The organism is Rhodococcus sp. AC861 (assembly GCF_979256035.1).
The window spans coordinates 447,814-461,901 of record NZ_CEEDMW010000004.1; the positions used below are offsets into that span (position 1 = coordinate 447,814).

Sequence of the window (14,088 nt, forward strand, 5' to 3'; positions counted from 1 at the left end):
GAGGGTGCTCTCCCCGGGGCTGGAGGAGACAAGGCTCCGTATAGGGCCTCAGCAGTTACGGGAAGTCTACGAGACGAGGCCGCCGGTGTCGATCTCCCACCCGGTGTTCATCTCCCGGGTGCCGCGTCGACATCCCACGCCATCGTCACGGTGGTTCCCGAATCCGCGGAAGACAACGTCACGTCGTCGGACAGCGTCTCGATGAGAGGCAGACCCCGGCCGCGCAGCGGGCCCGGCGACGACTCGGACCAGGTGCCGTGGTCGCGCACAGCGACCTCCAGACGAGGGGCATCGAAGGTGGCCTGGAGATCGAAGACGCGTCGACCGCGGCCCGTGGCCGCCGGTCCGTACGCGTGTTCGACGACGTTGGCCATCGCCTCGTACACGGCCAGGACGATGTCGTAGGCCCGTGTCGAATCGAACGGCGTGTGCCGGAGCCAGGCGCCGAACCGCACCCGAGCATCGGTGATGCGCTGGGGCTCGGCGTCCAGATCGGTCAACGACAACTGGGTGGGCGGATGGCGGTGCTCGGTCGTCGCGTCGTCGATCACAGGTGCAGGAGTACCCCACGCGTGACCAGTCCTCACACCGGGAGCACCGCTCATGCGGGATCGGTCGCGCGCGACCCGGACGAACGGACGGCCGCCAAGGCCGCCTCGCGGGTGTCGAGAACCGGGAAGGTCTCGTCGAGACCGACCAACTGCAGAGGTCGAGCCGTCGCCGCACCGCGGGCGACGACCGCGAAAGCGACGTTGTCGCCGACCGCCTGATGAGAGGTGACCAACACGGTCATCCCTGCGGACGCGAGGAAGTCGACGCCCGTGAGATCGATGACGAGAGCACCCGACGCTGTGGTGCGCACGGCATCGACCGCGTCCTGAAGTATCGGCGCGGTGGCCAGATCGAGTTCGCCCACGACAGTCAGAACGGCTGCGTCGTCGTGCCATTCGGTGTCGACACGGAATGCGTCCGTGGTGTTCTCGGCGATCGACATCGGATGCCTGCCTTTCGGTGTTCGGTCCAGAAAGGCCATTCAAGCAGCCGAGTCCGACCGATGCCACACCGGCTCGAACTCTCGCACGTCCGGTTTGACGGGCCGTCACGGGGGTAACGGCGTGCGATGAACTGTCCCCCACGGACCCGGTCACCCCGTGGACATCGCCTGGAGCACCGTCCTGTCGACCGGCTCCCTGCCCGCGACTGCGGGCCACCACCGAGCGACGAGGCCCGAGCATGACCGAGGAGGTCCGCGCATGACCGAGGTTGCTGATCGCGTCACCGTCGTAATGATCACGCACAACCGTCGAGCGGAGCTGGAACGGACACTGAAACACATGACCTCGCTGTCCGACGAGGCTCCGATCGTGTTGGTGGACAACGCCTCCACGGACGGCACGGTCGAGATGGTCCGGGACCTGTTCCCCGAGGTGCGGCTCCTGGCGCTGTCGGAGAACCTCGGCGGGGTCGCACGCAACCGCGCCGTCGACATCGTCACGACGCCCTACGTGGCGTTCTGCGACGACGACACGCGATGGCAGGAGGGTGCGCTGTCCCTGGGGGCAGCGCGTCTCGACACCTACCCGGCCGTCGCCACGGTCACGGGAAAATGTCTGGTCGCCCCGTCGCTGGTCGAGGATCCGATCACGGCCGAGTTCCGGGACAGTCCGATCGAGGGACCCTCCTGGCTGCCGGGGCCGGCGCTGCTCGGAATCATGGCGGGGCTGACGATGATTCGCGTCTCGGCGTTCCGGCGGGTGGGTGGATTCTGCGAGAGGATGTGGCTCGGCGGCGAGGAAGAACTGCTCGCGCTCGATCTCGCTGCCGCCGGGTGGTGGATGGTGTGGGAAGAACACTGGTCATCGAGCACGAGCCGTCGGTCAGCCGGGATGCGACCCGTCGCCGCCAACTCGGCATCCGGAACACGCTGTGGACGTTGTGGTTGCGGCGGCCCGTCCGCAGCGCTGTCCGTCGAACCGTGGCAGTGCTCCGATCCGCTCCGCGGGACCGCGCGACGGCATCGGCAGTGTGGGAGGCGATGATGTCGGCCGGGTGGGTCATTCGTCATCGCAAGCCCGTACCGCCGGCCGTGGAACGGGGTCTCGTCCTCCTCGAGGAACCCCAGTCCCGATCCGCGGCCCGTCGCTACGTGGGATAGCAGCACGGCCTCACACGAGGTCCAGGCGACCGTCTCTCGTTCCGTCCTCGGCCATCTCGGCGTGCTGCGCGACAACCGGTTCCGGCAACAGTGATCGAAGGACACGTTCGGTGTCCACGGCGATCTGCTCCCACGAGTAGCGCGCGTGGGCGCGGTCGGCGGCCGACATGCCGTACCCGGTGCGGCGACCCTCGTCGGCGAGTAGTCGACGCACGGCGTCGGCCACTGCGGCGGGTGTCCGGCGGTGCACTAGGACACCGGTGACACCGTCGATCACGGTATCGAGGAATCCTCCGACCGCTGTGGCGACCACCGGGATGCCGCACGCCATCGCTTCGAGCGGAACGAGGCCGAACGGCTCGTAGGTGGGTGTGCAGAGAACCACGTCCGCCGACCGGAGAAGATCGGGCATCGACTCGTGCGACACCTGCCCGACGAGGCGGACTCGATCGGCCACCCCGTGAGCGACGGCGATCTGCCTGAGGCGTTTCGCCTCGGCATCGTCGGAGACGTCGCTGCGCTCGCCGCCGGCGATGATCAGTTCGGTGTCGGGGACCGACGCGAGCGCGGCGATCGCCAGGTCGAAGCCCTTGCGCGGCACCAGTCTGCCCACCGCGACGAGGCGTCCTCGGCGAGTCGGGTCGGCCGATGCTATCGCTGCGGGTTGGAACTGTTCGAGGTCGACACCGCACGGCACCACCGAAATTCGGCGTCGCGGGATGCCCATCCGGACGAGTTCCGTCACCTCGTCGGAGCAGGTGGCAATTACGTGGTCCGCGCTGCGTGCGATGAGCCTTTCGATCTTCGTGCGGCTCGGGGGAGATGTGTCCCGAGTGCCTTGGTGCCGCTTCTTGACTACACCGAGCGCACGGAAGGTCACGACGGTCGGGATGGCGAGGGGGCCGGCGGCGAGTTGGGTCGCGAGACCCGACATCCAGAAGTGTGCGTGCACCACGTCCGGACGATCCGCCGTCCAGTGCTCGGACAGACCGGCGGCGAAATCGCCCATGAACGGCAGCAACTCGTCCTTGGCCATCGGTGCGGGTGGACCGGCCGGCACGTGGACGACCCGGTAGCCGTCGGGGACGGTGACGTCGTCGGGGAGGTCGGTCGAGTCTCGTCGAGTGAAGACGGAGACGTCGTGGCCCCGGTCGACGAGAGCGGCAGCCAATGCCGCGACGTGGACGTTCTGGCCTCCCGCGTCGATGCCGCCGAGCGCGGCGAGCGGGCTTGCGTGTTCAGACACCATGGCGATACGCATGAGGAATCCGTCCCTCGGAACAACGGTTGCGAGACGTCGCTGGTGACTGAACGACGTCCCTTTCTGTCGGTGGTGCGGGTCGAGCGGTCGGAAAGTCGTGTCGTCGGCGTCAGCGAAGGACGCGCACGCCCACTAGCCGTGAACGTGCCACAGCAGCACCGACATGGATTCGGACATCTCCGAGGTATAACCCGGATCGTGTGAAGAAAACATCCGACCGGACTACCTGCTCCGAATACCTGCCCCCTACTTCAGGGGATCGTTACCCCAGTTCATCAAGGAGTAGCGCCAGCGCGAGTGCTCCACGTCCTTCGACGGCCCCTGCGCGCGGTGCCGATGGACGTAGCCGACGACCTTGTGCATCGCCTTGACGTCGTCGTCGGTCAGATCCGATTTCTTCGTGTCCAGGATGTCGGTGATCCGTCGACCCATCTCGTGTCCTGTCGACTCGCCGTCCTTCGAGTCACCGACCGACTTGGATTCGTCCGTTGCCAACCAGTCCGAGAGTTCCTTCCTGGTCATGTTCACCGCGTCGTTCCAGTCGTCCCAGATGTCGTCCAGGCCGTCGGGGGTTCCGCTCTTCTTCGTATCCGTCATCGACCGGACGTTCCCCGCACCGGAGGGTCGCAATCCTGGCCCGGGAGCAGTGCCGCCGTTTGACTCGTTGCGTGACGGGCAGCCATGCGGCCGAGACCATTCGACCGTAGGAGGCACCGATGCATCCGAATTCATTGCGTACGTTGACCGAGTCGAGCGAACCGTTCGTGTCCGTCTACTTCGAGGACTCCCACGACACCGAGGACGGCCGGACCCGCCTCGAACTGTCGTGGCGGGGGATCGAGGAGGAGCTCCGACGGAACTCCTCGTCGGAGGAGACGGTGGACGCTCTCCGCGCTGCGGTGCTGGACGCGCCGCCGGCCGTCGGGCGGAGCGGTCGCGGATTGATCGCCGCGGGATCGACGGTGCTGATCGACGAGCGACTGATCGGCCCGCCGGTCCGAACCGAGGTCCGGGTCTCCGAGTTGCCGTACCTCGTGCCGCTGTTCGATCACGGGCCGGCAAACCTGAGCTACTGCCTCGCATGGGTGGACCATGCAGGGGCCGACATCACCGTGCAGAGCAGCGGCGGAACCCACCAGGAGACGGTCGACGCGGTGTCCGGACCGATCCACCAGTCCGCCGGGGCGGAGTCCGCCGGGTACGGCACCCCGCAGCGTCGGACCGACGACGCGGCGAGACGCAACGTGGGCGCGGTGGCGGACGGGTGACCGAGCTGGTGGATCAGCGGGCACTCGATGTCGTGTTCGTCGCCGGTGAGGTCCGCTCGCGGTCCGATCTCCGTGCCGCACTCCCGGAGCGGACGGCCGACGTCGTCGTCGACCTGGACATCGGGGCGCGCGGGAGCGGTGACCACAGCGAGGAGCTCGGCCGCGCGATCGACGAGGAGATCGAGCGTCGACGTCTCGCCGCGATGGACGACGCCGCGCAGACGTGGTCCGCGGAGCTCGGTCGTGGGTCGGGTCTGGCGATCGACGGGGTGGACGACGTCTGCGCGGCGGTCCGCGGCGGCAGCCTCGCGACGGTTCTGATCGGTGATCTTCCCGACGTCACCGTGGTCTCGGACGAGTCACCCACCATGATCGCCCCGGACGCCGATGCGCTGTCGGCATTCGGAGTGCACCGACCCGCACTCTGCGAGCCGACGAGGCCGTTCCGTACGGCGCGCTGCACATCGACGCCGAGGTGATCCGGGTCGACGAGAGGATCAGTAAGCGCGACGGCATCGCAGGGCTGCGCCGATACGCCGTCTGATCGCGGGCCGCAGCGCGCTCCGTGCGACGATCTGGCGATGAGTGTGTTGGTGTGCTTCCATGCCCATCCCGACGACGAGGTGTTCGGCACCGGCGGAATCATGCGTGCAGCGGCCGATGCCGGCCACCGCGTCGTTCTGGTGACCGCCACGGACGGTGCGCTGGGAGAGTTCCCGGAGGGACTGCTCGCGGACGGTGAATCGCTGCACGATCGGCGCCGACTCGAGCTCGAGCGGTCCGCCGAGATACTTGGTGCCGCGCGCGTGGTCATGCTCGGATACGCGGACTCCGGAATGGCGGGAACCGAGGGCAACGACAACCCGATCGCCTTCGCCAACGCGCCGGTGGAGGAGGCTGCTCGTCGTCTTGCCGACGTCCTCGACGAGGAGCAGGCCCGCGTGCTGACGGTGTACGACCCCAACGGCGGCTACGGCCATCCCGACCATGTCCAGGTGCATCACGTCGGAGTTCGTGCGGCGGAGCTCGCCTCGGTGCCGTTCGTCTACGAGGGGACGATGAACCGCGACCGCATGCGCGAGATGATGGCGGCCAATCCCAACTGGGACCCGTCCGAGAACGACGAGGCGCCCCAGCTCGACATCGAATCCTTCGGACTCCCGGAGTCGGAGCTGACCACGGCCGTCGACGTGACGGGCGTGCTAGTTGCCAAGCGCGCGGCGATGGTGGTGCACGAATCGCAGATCGGCGACTTCGGCCCCTTCATCCCGATGTCCGACGCGGATCTCGCGTCGGCCTTCGGGACCGAGTGGTTCCGCCGGATCGTGCCCGCTGTCGATGCGCCGCCGACGGTGAAGGAGACCGCGCTGCCCTTGTGAGACGGTTTGGCCTCGGGTCCGCCGGGTAGACCGGAGGCTATGAGCCAGGTCACTCGCGACATCAGCGTCACCCTCACCGTCAACGGCGAGGAGCATCGGGTCGAGTGCGACGTCCGCACGACACTCCTCGACGCACTTCGCGAGAGGCTCGGCCTGACGGGCTCCAAGAAGGGTTGCGATCGCGGACAGTGCGGATCCTGCACGGTGCTGTCCGGGGGCCGCCGCATCACCAGTTGTCTCACCCTGGCCGTCGCGGCGCAGGGTGACGACATCACGACCGTCGAGGGTCTCGCGGACGGCGACGACCTGCATCCGATGCAGGCGTCCTTCCTCGACAACGACGCGTTCCAGTGCGGCTACTGCACGCCCGGTCAGATCTGCTCCGCGGTCGCCGTGGTGGACGAGATGAAGGGCGGGTGGCCGAGCGCGGTCACCGACGACCTCGACAGCGCGGCGGTCTCGACCGACGACGAGATACGAGAGCGCATGAGCGGCAACATCTGTCGCTGCGGCGCGTACGCCAACATCGTCGCCGCGGTGCGGGAGAACATGCCGCCCCGCGACGCCACCACCGTGGGGGTCGAGGCGTGAAGACATTCGCCTACGACAGGGCCGAGGACGCGGCGTCCGTGGCGCCGGCACTGGCACAGGGAGCGACGCGTGTGCTGGCCGGTGGCACTAATCTGGTCGATCTGATGAAGCTGGGCGTCGAGACACCGGATCGACTGATCGACATCACGGGCCTCGCCCTGGCCGACACGCAGTGGAACGCGGACAGTGGTCTGCGCGTCGGAGCGCTGGTGCGCAACAGTGATCTGGCCGCCGATCCGGTCGTGCGCTCGCAGTATCCGGTGCTCTCGCGCGCTCTGTTGTCGGGCGCGTCGGGCCAGCTCCGGAACATGGCGACCACCGGTGGCAACCTGTTCCAGCGCACCCGCTGCCCGTACTTCATGAACGTCGACACGGCGTGCAACAAGCGCGAACCGGGGTCGGGATGCTCCGCTCTCGAAGGCGATCGCCGCAACGCCGCGGTGCTGGGCGCGTCGCAGTACTGCATCGCCACCCACCCGTCGGACATGGCAGTGGGCCTCGCGGCCCTCGACCCCACCGTCGGTGTTGTCGGAACGGACGGGATCCGAGAGATCCGATTCGCCGATCTGCATCGTCTACCCGAATCCACCCCGGAACGGGACTCGACACTGCGGGACGGGGAGTGGGTCACCCACCTCGACATTCCGCCGCTCCCGTCCGGTGCGCGCTCGACCTACCGCAAGGTGCGCGACCGCGCGTCGTACGCCTTCGCCGTGGTGTCCGTCGCCGCTGTGGTGGTGGTGGAGAACGGTGTGTTCACGACCGTGCGGATCGCGTTGGGCGGTGTGGCGCACAAACCGTGGCGGGCGACGATCGCCGAGAACGATCTGCTCGGTTCGATTCCGTCCCGCGCCGCGGTGGTGGCGGCGATGGAACACGAGCTCGGTGCCGCGCATACGTTCCCGGACAACAACTACAAGATGTCGCTCGTCGCATCGACCGCGGCGTCGACCGTGATGTCCCTGTCCGACGTCGCTGCCGACGAGGCCCGTCGATGACCGTCATGGGAACGCCTGTCGTGAGGCTCGAGGGCCGCGAGAAAGTCACCGGCGCAGCACGATACGCGGCGGAATACAAGGATGTCGGTGGATCTCTTGCCTACGCGGTCATCGTCGGGGCGACTGTTCCTGCCGGGAGGGTGGTCGACGTCGATCGTGCATCAGCATTGGCGCTTCCGGGTGTTCTGGACGTGCTCTGGCACGGCAACGCCCCGACGCTGGGTGACCCCGGGGACGGCGAACTCCAGGTCCTGCAGTCCGACGCAGTCTCCTACCGCGGGCAGATCGTCGCCGTCGTCGTGGCGGACACGCTGGAGCAGGCCCAGGACGCGGCGTCGGCAGTCGACGTCACGTACGAGAGCAGGCAGTGCGACAACGAGTTACGAGAACATCACCCCGGAATCTACGCCCCCGAACAAGTCAACGCGGGCTTCGACACCGACGTCGTCAAGGGGGAGCCGGAGGCACGATTCGACGCGTCCCCGGTGCGCGTCGACGTCCGATACACGACGCCGGCCGAGCACAACGCGCCGATGGAGCCGCACGCCTCGATCGCGTCCTGGAGCGAGGACAGGTCCACGCTGACGGTGTGGGATTCCACCCAGGCGCCGTCGGGAGTGGCTGGAGATCTGGCCGAACTCTTCCACCTGGAGCCTGGCCGAGTTCGCGTCGTCGCCGAACATGTCGGGGGAGGATTCGGGTCGAAGGGAAGCACACGGCCGAACGCGGTGGTGGCGGTGATGGCGTCGTCCGTGGTGGGTCGGCCCGTGTCGTTCCCCGTGCCGCGCCGGTCGACCTTCGACTTCGTCGGCTATCGCACTCCGACCATCCAGCGCATCCGACTCTCGGCGGACCACGACGGCTCGATGACAGCGCTTCTGCACGACTCCCTTCAGCAGACGTCGACGGTCATGGAGTTCGTCGAGCAGACCTCGGAGGGCAGCCGGCACGTGTACGACGTCGCCGACGTGTCCACGACCCACCGCGCCGTCGCGCTCGACGTCGGCACGCCGCGGTGGATGCGGGCTCCCGGTGAGTGCCCCGGCATGTTCGGGCTCGAGTGCGCGGTCGACGAACTCGCCTATGCCCTCGGCATGGATCCCATCGAGCTGCGACTACGCAACGAGCCGTCGGTCGACCCGGCAGACGGGCAGGCGTACACCTCCCGGACCGTCCGCCGGGTGTTCGATGAGGGAGCCCGCAGATTCGGGTGGGCCGAGCGCGATCCGCGTCCAGGAATCCGACGGGTGGGGCGGACGCTGGTCGGCACCGGGGTGGCGATGGCGACCTACCCGGCCATGACGTCTCCGAGCACCGCGCGCGCGACCGCTCGCGACGACGGCACGGTCGACGTGGCCATCGCCGCGTCCGACATCGGGACGGGCGCTCGCACCGTTCTGGCGCAGATCGCCGCCGATGCCGCCGGTGTCTCCCTGGACCGCGTACACATCCACGTCGGCGACAGTTCGCTGCCGACAGCGCCCGGTGCCGGCGGATCGTCGGGCACGTCGTCGTGGGGATGGGCAGTGACCAAGGCCTGCCGGGCACTGGTCGCCGACGGTGACCCGGCCGCCGGTGCGAGCGTCCTGGCGGACACCGCCGACGATCTCGAGGAGCGTGCGGAAAGGGCTCGTCAAGCCTTCGGCGCCCATTTCGCCGAGGTGCACGTCGACGTGGACACCGGCGAGGTGCGGGTGAACCGGATGCTCGGTGTCTTCTCCGTGGGCCGCGTGCTCAATCCCCGGTTGGCGAGGTCGCAGTTCATGGGCGGCATGATCTTCGGGTTGGGAATGGCTGTGATGGAGGAGGGCATCGTGGACCGCCGACACGGCGGATTCCTCAATGCGGACCTCGCGGAATACCACGTGCCGGTGGACGCCGACGTCCGCGACATCGAGGCGATCTGGGTCGACGAGGACGACGACGATCTCAATCCCATGGGCAGCAAGGGAATCGGCGAGATCGGCAACGTCGGATCGGCAGCCGCCATCGCCAACGCCGTGTATCACGCGTGCGGCGTGCGGGTGCGGGACCTTCCCATCCGTCTCGACACCCTCGTCGAGAAGATGGATCCCGCGCTGCGCCAGTGAGTGACGAGCCGATCAGACGAGGAGGAGATCGAGCCGTTCGTACCCTTCGCGCATGCCCTTCTCCATTCCGCTCGCCGCCATCCCGTCGCGCGCGTCGAGGGACGGGTAGACCGAATGTCCCTCGAGCCGACACCGGTCACCGAGATCGACGAAGGTGAGGAACTCGATGCTCACCACATCGGGAAAGCCCTCGTACTCGAACGTCTGCACGGCGAACTCGTCCGTGCGCACGGTGTGGAACACGCCGTGGAAGGCGTACTCGGCGCCACCGGGATCACGATGGATGTAGCGATAGCGCCCGCCGCTGCGGAAGTCGTACTCCTCGACCGACATCTCGTACCCCGCCGGGCCGAGCCAGCGGGCGACCAGTTCGGGTTCGGCGTGGGCTCGGAACACTGCGGAGACCGGTGCGTCGAACTCACGCCGAACATCGATGAGCGGCACGCCTTCCGGCAGGTGGATGTGCAGGGCCCTGTCCGCAGTTCCCGTCATGTCGTCCAGTCTGGACCACCGCCCGCCGCCGCGGAAGCGCTACCGGACGGTCACGCGGATTCGAGGAACCGCGGAGGTGGTAGACACATCGGGTCATCATTTGCCGCGACAGCTCGGGGGACCCACGTGCGCATTGCTTTGCTGTCCTACCGCAGCAAGCCCCACGTCGGCGGCCAGGGCGTATACGTCTCGCGTCTGAGCAGGGCCCTGGTCGACCAGGGACACAGCGTGGAGGTCTTCTCCGGTCAGCCGTACCCCGACCTCGACCCACGAGTGGGCCTCACCCGCGTCCCGAGTCTGGACCTGTACCGGGACGACGATCCGTTCCGCACCCCGAAACCGTCCGAGATCAGAGACCTCGTGGACGTGTCCGAGGTGCTCACGATGTGGACCGCGGGTTTCCCCGAACCCCGCACGTTCGGCGCTCGGGTCGCACGACTGCTTCGCGCGCGGGCCGACGAGTTCGACGTCGTGCACGACAACCAGTCGCTGAGCTACGGGCTGCTGCGAGTTCCGCTGCCCCTCGTGGCCACCATCCATCACCCGATCACGCGGGATCGCGCGCTCGACCTCGCGGCCGCACCGTGGCGTCGGCAGATCACCGTCCGTCGCTGGTATGGCTTCCTGACCATGCAGAGGCGGGTGGCGCGCCGCATCGCGCGCCTGCTGACCGTGTCGCACTCGTCCGCCGTCGACATCGTCGAAGCCTTCGGCGTCGATCCCGCGGCGGTCACCGTGGTCCCTCTCGGTGTCGACACGACGGTGTTCGCACCGGGAGTCGCGCCGCGAGTTCCCGGGCGGATCGTGGCGGTCGCCAGCGCCGACGTCGCACTCAAGGGAGTGCGGCATCTTCTCGAGGCGGTGGCGAAGATCCGCACCGAGCGCGACGTGGAGCTCGAGCTGGTGTCGAAGGTCGACCCGGCCGGACCGACACGGGTTCTGATCGACGCACTCGGGATCGGCGACATCGTGCGGACCCGCAGCGGCCTCGACGACGCCGAACTGGCGCGCGTCCTGGCCTCGGCGGACGTCGCCTGCGTGCCGTCGTTGTACGAAGGCTTCTCGCTCCCGACGATCGAGGCGATGGCGTGCGCGACGCCCTTGGTGGTGAGCCGCACCGGGGCGATCCCCGAAGTGGTGGGGCCCGACGGGCTCTGCGCCGATCTGGTGCCTCCCGGAGACAGCGACGCACTCGCCCTCGCACTGACTCGCGCGCTCGACGACGAGCCGCGCCGGCGCGCCATGGGTGAACGCGGACGCGAACGTGCCACCTCCACCTACGGCTGGGCGGCAGTGGCCGCAGCGACGGTCGAGCAGTACGAGAAGGCGATCGACGACGGTCGCCGACCACGACGGAATCGAGTGAGAACATGCTGACCATGGACTTCGACCGACTCGGGTTCGGCGAGGGTGATCGCGTCATCGACATCGGCTGCGGCCAGGGACGTCACTCCTACGAGTTGTACCGCCGCGGAGCGCATGTCACGGCGTTCGACCAGAACGCGGAAGAACTCGACGAGGTCAAGGTCATGTTCGGCGCGATGGCCGAGGAAAAGCAGGTTCCGGAGTCCGCGACCGCGGAGACCGTCGTCGGCGACGCGTTGTCGCTGCCCTTCCCCGACGAGTGGTTCGACGGGGTGATCGTCTCCGAGATGCTCGAGCACATCCCGCAGGACGCGCGGGCCATCGCCGAGATCGCCCGCGTCGTGCGGCCCGGCGGCACCGTGGCGGTGAGTGTCCCGCGGTGGTTGCCCGAGCGTGTGTGCTGGGCGCTCTCGGACGAGTACCACGCCAACGAGGGCGGGCACGTGCGGATCTATCGCGCCGGCGAGTTGGCGGCATCGCTGACCGATGCGGGCCTCGAGGTCACCCACACTCACCATGCGCACGCGCTCCACGCGCCGTACTGGTGGCTCAAATGCGCCGTGGGGGTGCGCAACAACGACCACCCACTGGTGCGCGGGTATCACTCGATGCTGGTGTGGGACATGATGAAAGCCCCTCGGACGACCCGCATCCTCGAGAAGGTGCTGAACCCGGCCATCGGCAAGTCCGTCGTGATCTACCTGCGCAAGCCGGAGGCCCGTCGCGATCGACCGGAGGTCGAGCGTGGCGCTCACTGAGCATGCGGTCCCGTCCGTCCCCGACGTCCTGACGGCCGAGCAGTGTCTGGAGAGCGCCCGGAGCATCGCGGCGGTCCAGTTACGGTCCGGTGCCGTGCCGTGGTCGGACGGCGGACATCTGGATCCGTGGGACCACGTCGAAGCAGCGATGGCTCTGAGCGCGGCCGGCCTGGTCGAGGAGGCCGACGCCGCCTACGAATGGTCGCGGCGCACCCAGCGCGACGACGGTACGTGGCCCATCCGGATGCGCGGGTCGGTCGTCGAGGACGCCGGATCCGACACCAACTTCTGCGCCTACATCGCGGTGGGGGTGTGGCACCACTTCCTCGTCACCGGCGACGACAACTTCGCGCTCGCACTGTGGCCGACCGTGCGCCGCGCCGTCGACTTCGTCCTCTCCCTGCAGTCCGATCGCGGCGAGATCGCCTGGGCGGCCGGACCGAACGGCTCGCGTGCGGAAGCGCTGCTCACCGGGAACGCGAGCATTCATCACAGCTTGCGCTGCGCGTTGGCACTCGCGGCGTACATCGGCGACCCCCAGCCCGACTGGGAGGTGGCGGTCGGCCGACTCGGACACGTTCTCCGGCACCATGATTCGGCCTTCACGCCGAAGCCGTCCTACTCGATGGACTGGTACTACCCGATCCTGGGCGGCGCGGTGCGCGGCCCCGCGGCTCTGCGGCGTATCGACGAGCGGTGGACGGACTTCGTGGTGGACGGGCTCGGTATCCGCTGCGTCGACGACCGCCCCTGGGTCACCGGAGCGGAGACCTGCGAACTGGTACTGACGCTCGACGCGATGGACCGTCGCGACGCGGCGGTCGCCTTGCTCGCGAACATGCAGCATCTGCGGGAGAGCGACGGGTCCTACTGGACCGGCCTCGTCTACGCGGACGGTAAGCGGTGGCCGGTCGAACGGACCACGTGGACCACGGGTGCGATGATCCTCGCGGCCGACGCGCTGTCTCGCTCGAGCGCTGGTTCCGGAATCTTCCGCGGGGACGACCTGCCCGTCGGACTGTCCGGCGCGCACCGATTGTGCGGTTGCGCGGGGGAGTCCTATTCGGCGAGCGTTCCCGGCTGACCGGAGGTACGCGTCAGCACTCGCAGTGACCCCGCAGCTCGCACCTCGGTGAACTGGCCGGTGTCGAGTGCCCGCCGGTAGATGCGGTACGGCGCCTGACCACCGTCGGCCGGATCCGGGAACACGTCGTGGATCAACAGGGCGCCCCCGACGGTGATCCAGGGGGCCCAGCCCTCGTAATCGGCCGCGGCCGCCTCGTCCGTGTGACCACCGTCGACGAACAGGACGGTGACCGGTTGCCGCCAGATCGCCGCGACCTCGCTGGAGCGTCCGACGACCGCGATGATCACGTCGTCGAGGCCCGCCCCGCCGATGGTGCGCCGGAACCGGGACAACGTGTCGAGCGATCCGGTGGACGGATCGACCAACGACTCGTCGTGGTACTCCCACCCCTGCTGGTGTTCCTCGGACCCGTGGTGGTGATCGATGGTGACGACGCGTCCACCGGTGGCACGCGCGGCGGCGCCGAGATAGACGGTGGACTTGCCGCAGTAGCTGCCGATCTCGACCGCGACCCCGTCGCCGAGGAACTCGGCGGCCGCGTCGAACAGTGCGAGACCCTCGTCGGCGGGCATGAAACCCGTTGCTGCCTCGGCGAACTCGCGGAGGTCGTCGGGCATGACGGGCGGTGCGGGAGTGTCGGTCAC

Annotated in this window: 14 protein-coding genes and 1 pseudogene; 9 read left to right on the forward strand and 6 right to left on the reverse strand. The window is 68.3% G+C overall.

Annotated elements, in window-relative coordinates; genetic code table 11:
• Positions 1 to 107 precede the first annotated feature (107 nt).
• Both AC0IX4_RS15605 and AC0IX4_RS15610 read right to left on the reverse strand, forming a co-directional pair.
• Positions 108 to 551 (reverse strand): ATP-binding protein, encoded by a 444-nt coding sequence (locus AC0IX4_RS15605; RefSeq protein ID WP_052493142.1) that lies wholly within the window; start codon positions 549 to 551, stop codon positions 108 to 110.
• A 50-nt stretch (positions 552 to 601) separates the two neighbouring features.
• A complete protein-coding gene (locus AC0IX4_RS15610) occupies positions 602 to 994 on the reverse strand; it encodes an STAS domain-containing protein (protein WP_471829769.1) in 393 nt (130 codons plus the stop codon).
• A gap of 259 nt (positions 995 to 1,253) precedes the next feature.
• On the opposite strand from AC0IX4_RS15610, the gene AC0IX4_RS15615 reads away from it, so the two are divergent.
• Positions 1,254 to 2,039, forward strand: a complete 786-nt coding sequence (locus AC0IX4_RS15615) for a glycosyltransferase family 2 protein (protein ID WP_471829770.1) — start codon at positions 1,254 to 1,256, stop codon at positions 2,037 to 2,039.
• A gap of 126 nt (positions 2,040 to 2,165) precedes the next feature.
• Here AC0IX4_RS15615 and AC0IX4_RS15620 read toward each other — a convergent pair whose 3' ends face one another.
• Together AC0IX4_RS15620 and AC0IX4_RS15625 are read right to left on the reverse strand one after the other, a co-directional pair.
• Complete coding sequence (locus tag AC0IX4_RS15620; protein ID WP_471829772.1) at positions 2,166 to 3,416, reverse strand: glycosyltransferase; 1,251 nt, start codon at positions 3,414 to 3,416, stop codon at positions 2,166 to 2,168.
• Positions 3,417 to 3,662: 246 nt separating this feature from the next.
• The gene (locus tag AC0IX4_RS15625) at positions 3,663 to 4,013 is read right to left on the reverse strand and encodes a DUF3140 domain-containing protein (RefSeq protein ID WP_056069783.1); all 351 of its coding nucleotides are present in this window, start codon (positions 4,011 to 4,013) and stop codon (positions 3,663 to 3,665) included.
• Positions 4,014 to 4,132: 119 nt separating this feature from the next.
• Between AC0IX4_RS15625 and AC0IX4_RS15630 the strand changes: the two are divergent.
• The 5 genes and pseudogenes from AC0IX4_RS15630 to AC0IX4_RS15650 all read left to right on the forward strand — a co-directional run bounded on the left by AC0IX4_RS15630 (position 4,133) and on the right by AC0IX4_RS15650 (position 9,742).
• Positions 4,133 to 5,163 (forward strand): annotated as a pseudogene (locus tag AC0IX4_RS15630) (Rv2629 family ribosome hibernation factor).
• Positions 5,164 to 5,265: 102 nt separating this feature from the next.
• Positions 5,266 to 6,063: a PIG-L family deacetylase gene (locus AC0IX4_RS15635; protein ID WP_471829774.1), complete on the forward strand. Its 798-nt coding sequence runs from the start codon at positions 5,266 to 5,268 to the stop codon at positions 6,061 to 6,063.
• Between the two features lie 39 nt (positions 6,064 to 6,102).
• Complete coding sequence (locus AC0IX4_RS15640) at positions 6,103 to 6,654, forward strand: 2Fe-2S iron-sulfur cluster-binding protein (protein WP_471829775.1); 552 nt, start codon at positions 6,103 to 6,105, stop codon at positions 6,652 to 6,654.
• Complete coding sequence (locus AC0IX4_RS15645) at positions 6,651 to 7,652, forward strand: FAD binding domain-containing protein (RefSeq protein ID WP_471829777.1); 1,002 nt, start codon at positions 6,651 to 6,653, stop codon at positions 7,650 to 7,652. The genes AC0IX4_RS15640 and AC0IX4_RS15645 overlap by 4 nt, the downstream gene beginning before the upstream one ends.
• A complete protein-coding gene (locus AC0IX4_RS15650) occupies positions 7,649 to 9,742 on the forward strand; it encodes a xanthine dehydrogenase family protein molybdopterin-binding subunit (RefSeq protein ID WP_471829779.1) in 2,094 nt (697 codons plus the stop codon). The genes AC0IX4_RS15645 and AC0IX4_RS15650 overlap by 4 nt, the downstream gene beginning before the upstream one ends.
• A gap of 12 nt (positions 9,743 to 9,754) precedes the next feature.
• Here the strand turns inward: AC0IX4_RS15650 and AC0IX4_RS15655 are convergent, their stop codons facing one another.
• The gene (locus tag AC0IX4_RS15655) at positions 9,755 to 10,234 is read right to left on the reverse strand and encodes an SRPBCC family protein (RefSeq protein WP_471829781.1); all 480 of its coding nucleotides are present in this window, start codon (positions 10,232 to 10,234) and stop codon (positions 9,755 to 9,757) included.
• Between the two features lie 126 nt (positions 10,235 to 10,360).
• Between AC0IX4_RS15655 and AC0IX4_RS15660 the strand changes: the two genes are divergently transcribed.
• From AC0IX4_RS15660 to AC0IX4_RS15670, 3 genes are read left to right on the forward strand one after another with little or no spacing between them, the layout of a single operon-like run.
• Entirely contained in the window at positions 10,361 to 11,611 is a 1,251-nt protein-coding gene (locus AC0IX4_RS15660) for a glycosyltransferase family 4 protein (RefSeq protein ID WP_471829782.1), read from the forward strand.
• Positions 11,605 to 12,357, forward strand: a complete 753-nt coding sequence (locus AC0IX4_RS15665; RefSeq protein ID WP_471829784.1) for a class I SAM-dependent methyltransferase — start codon at positions 11,605 to 11,607, stop codon at positions 12,355 to 12,357. Before AC0IX4_RS15660 ends, AC0IX4_RS15665 begins: the two co-directional genes overlap by 7 nt.
• The gene (locus AC0IX4_RS15670) at positions 12,344 to 13,441 is read left to right on the forward strand and encodes a prenyltransferase (RefSeq protein WP_471829786.1); all 1,098 of its coding nucleotides are present in this window, start codon (positions 12,344 to 12,346) and stop codon (positions 13,439 to 13,441) included. The genes AC0IX4_RS15665 and AC0IX4_RS15670 overlap by 14 nt, the downstream gene beginning before the upstream one ends.
• On the opposite strand, the gene AC0IX4_RS15675 is transcribed toward AC0IX4_RS15670, so the two are convergent.
• Positions 13,417 to 14,061 (reverse strand): class I SAM-dependent methyltransferase, encoded by a 645-nt coding sequence (locus AC0IX4_RS15675; RefSeq protein WP_471829937.1) that lies wholly within the window; start codon positions 14,059 to 14,061, stop codon positions 13,417 to 13,419. The genes AC0IX4_RS15670 and AC0IX4_RS15675 overlap by 25 nt on opposite strands.
• Positions 14,062 to 14,088 lie beyond the last annotated feature (27 nt).

Excerpts from the sequence above, each read along its gene's own strand:
- AC0IX4_RS15650 (WP_471829779.1), top strand. The coding sequence starts at position 7,649 with ATGACCGTCATGGGAACGCCTGTCGTGAGGCTCGAGGGCCGCGAGAAA.
- AC0IX4_RS15625 (WP_056069783.1), bottom strand. The coding sequence starts at position 4,013 with ATGACGGATACGAAGAAGAGCGGAACCCCCGACGGCCTGGACGACATC.
- AC0IX4_RS15610 (WP_471829769.1), bottom strand. The coding sequence starts at position 994 with ATGTCGATCGCCGAGAACACCACGGACGCATTCCGTGTCGACACCGAA.
- AC0IX4_RS15635 (WP_471829774.1), top strand. The coding sequence starts at position 5,266 with ATGAGTGTGTTGGTGTGCTTCCATGCCCATCCCGACGACGAGGTGTTC.
- AC0IX4_RS15640 (WP_471829775.1), top strand. The coding sequence starts at position 6,103 with ATGAGCCAGGTCACTCGCGACATCAGCGTCACCCTCACCGTCAACGGC.
- AC0IX4_RS15615 (WP_471829770.1), top strand. The coding sequence starts at position 1,254 with ATGACCGAGGTTGCTGATCGCGTCACCGTCGTAATGATCACGCACAAC.
- AC0IX4_RS15655 (WP_471829781.1), bottom strand. The coding sequence starts at position 10,234 with ATGACGGGAACTGCGGACAGGGCCCTGCACATCCACCTGCCGGAAGGC.
- AC0IX4_RS15675 (WP_471829937.1), bottom strand. The coding sequence starts at position 14,061 with ATGCCCGACGACCTCCGCGAGTTCGCCGAGGCAGCAACGGGTTTCATG.
- AC0IX4_RS15665 (WP_471829784.1), top strand. The coding sequence starts at position 11,605 with ATGCTGACCATGGACTTCGACCGACTCGGGTTCGGCGAGGGTGATCGC.
- AC0IX4_RS15620 (WP_471829772.1), bottom strand. The coding sequence starts at position 3,416 with ATGCGTATCGCCATGGTGTCTGAACACGCAAGCCCGCTCGCCGCGCTC.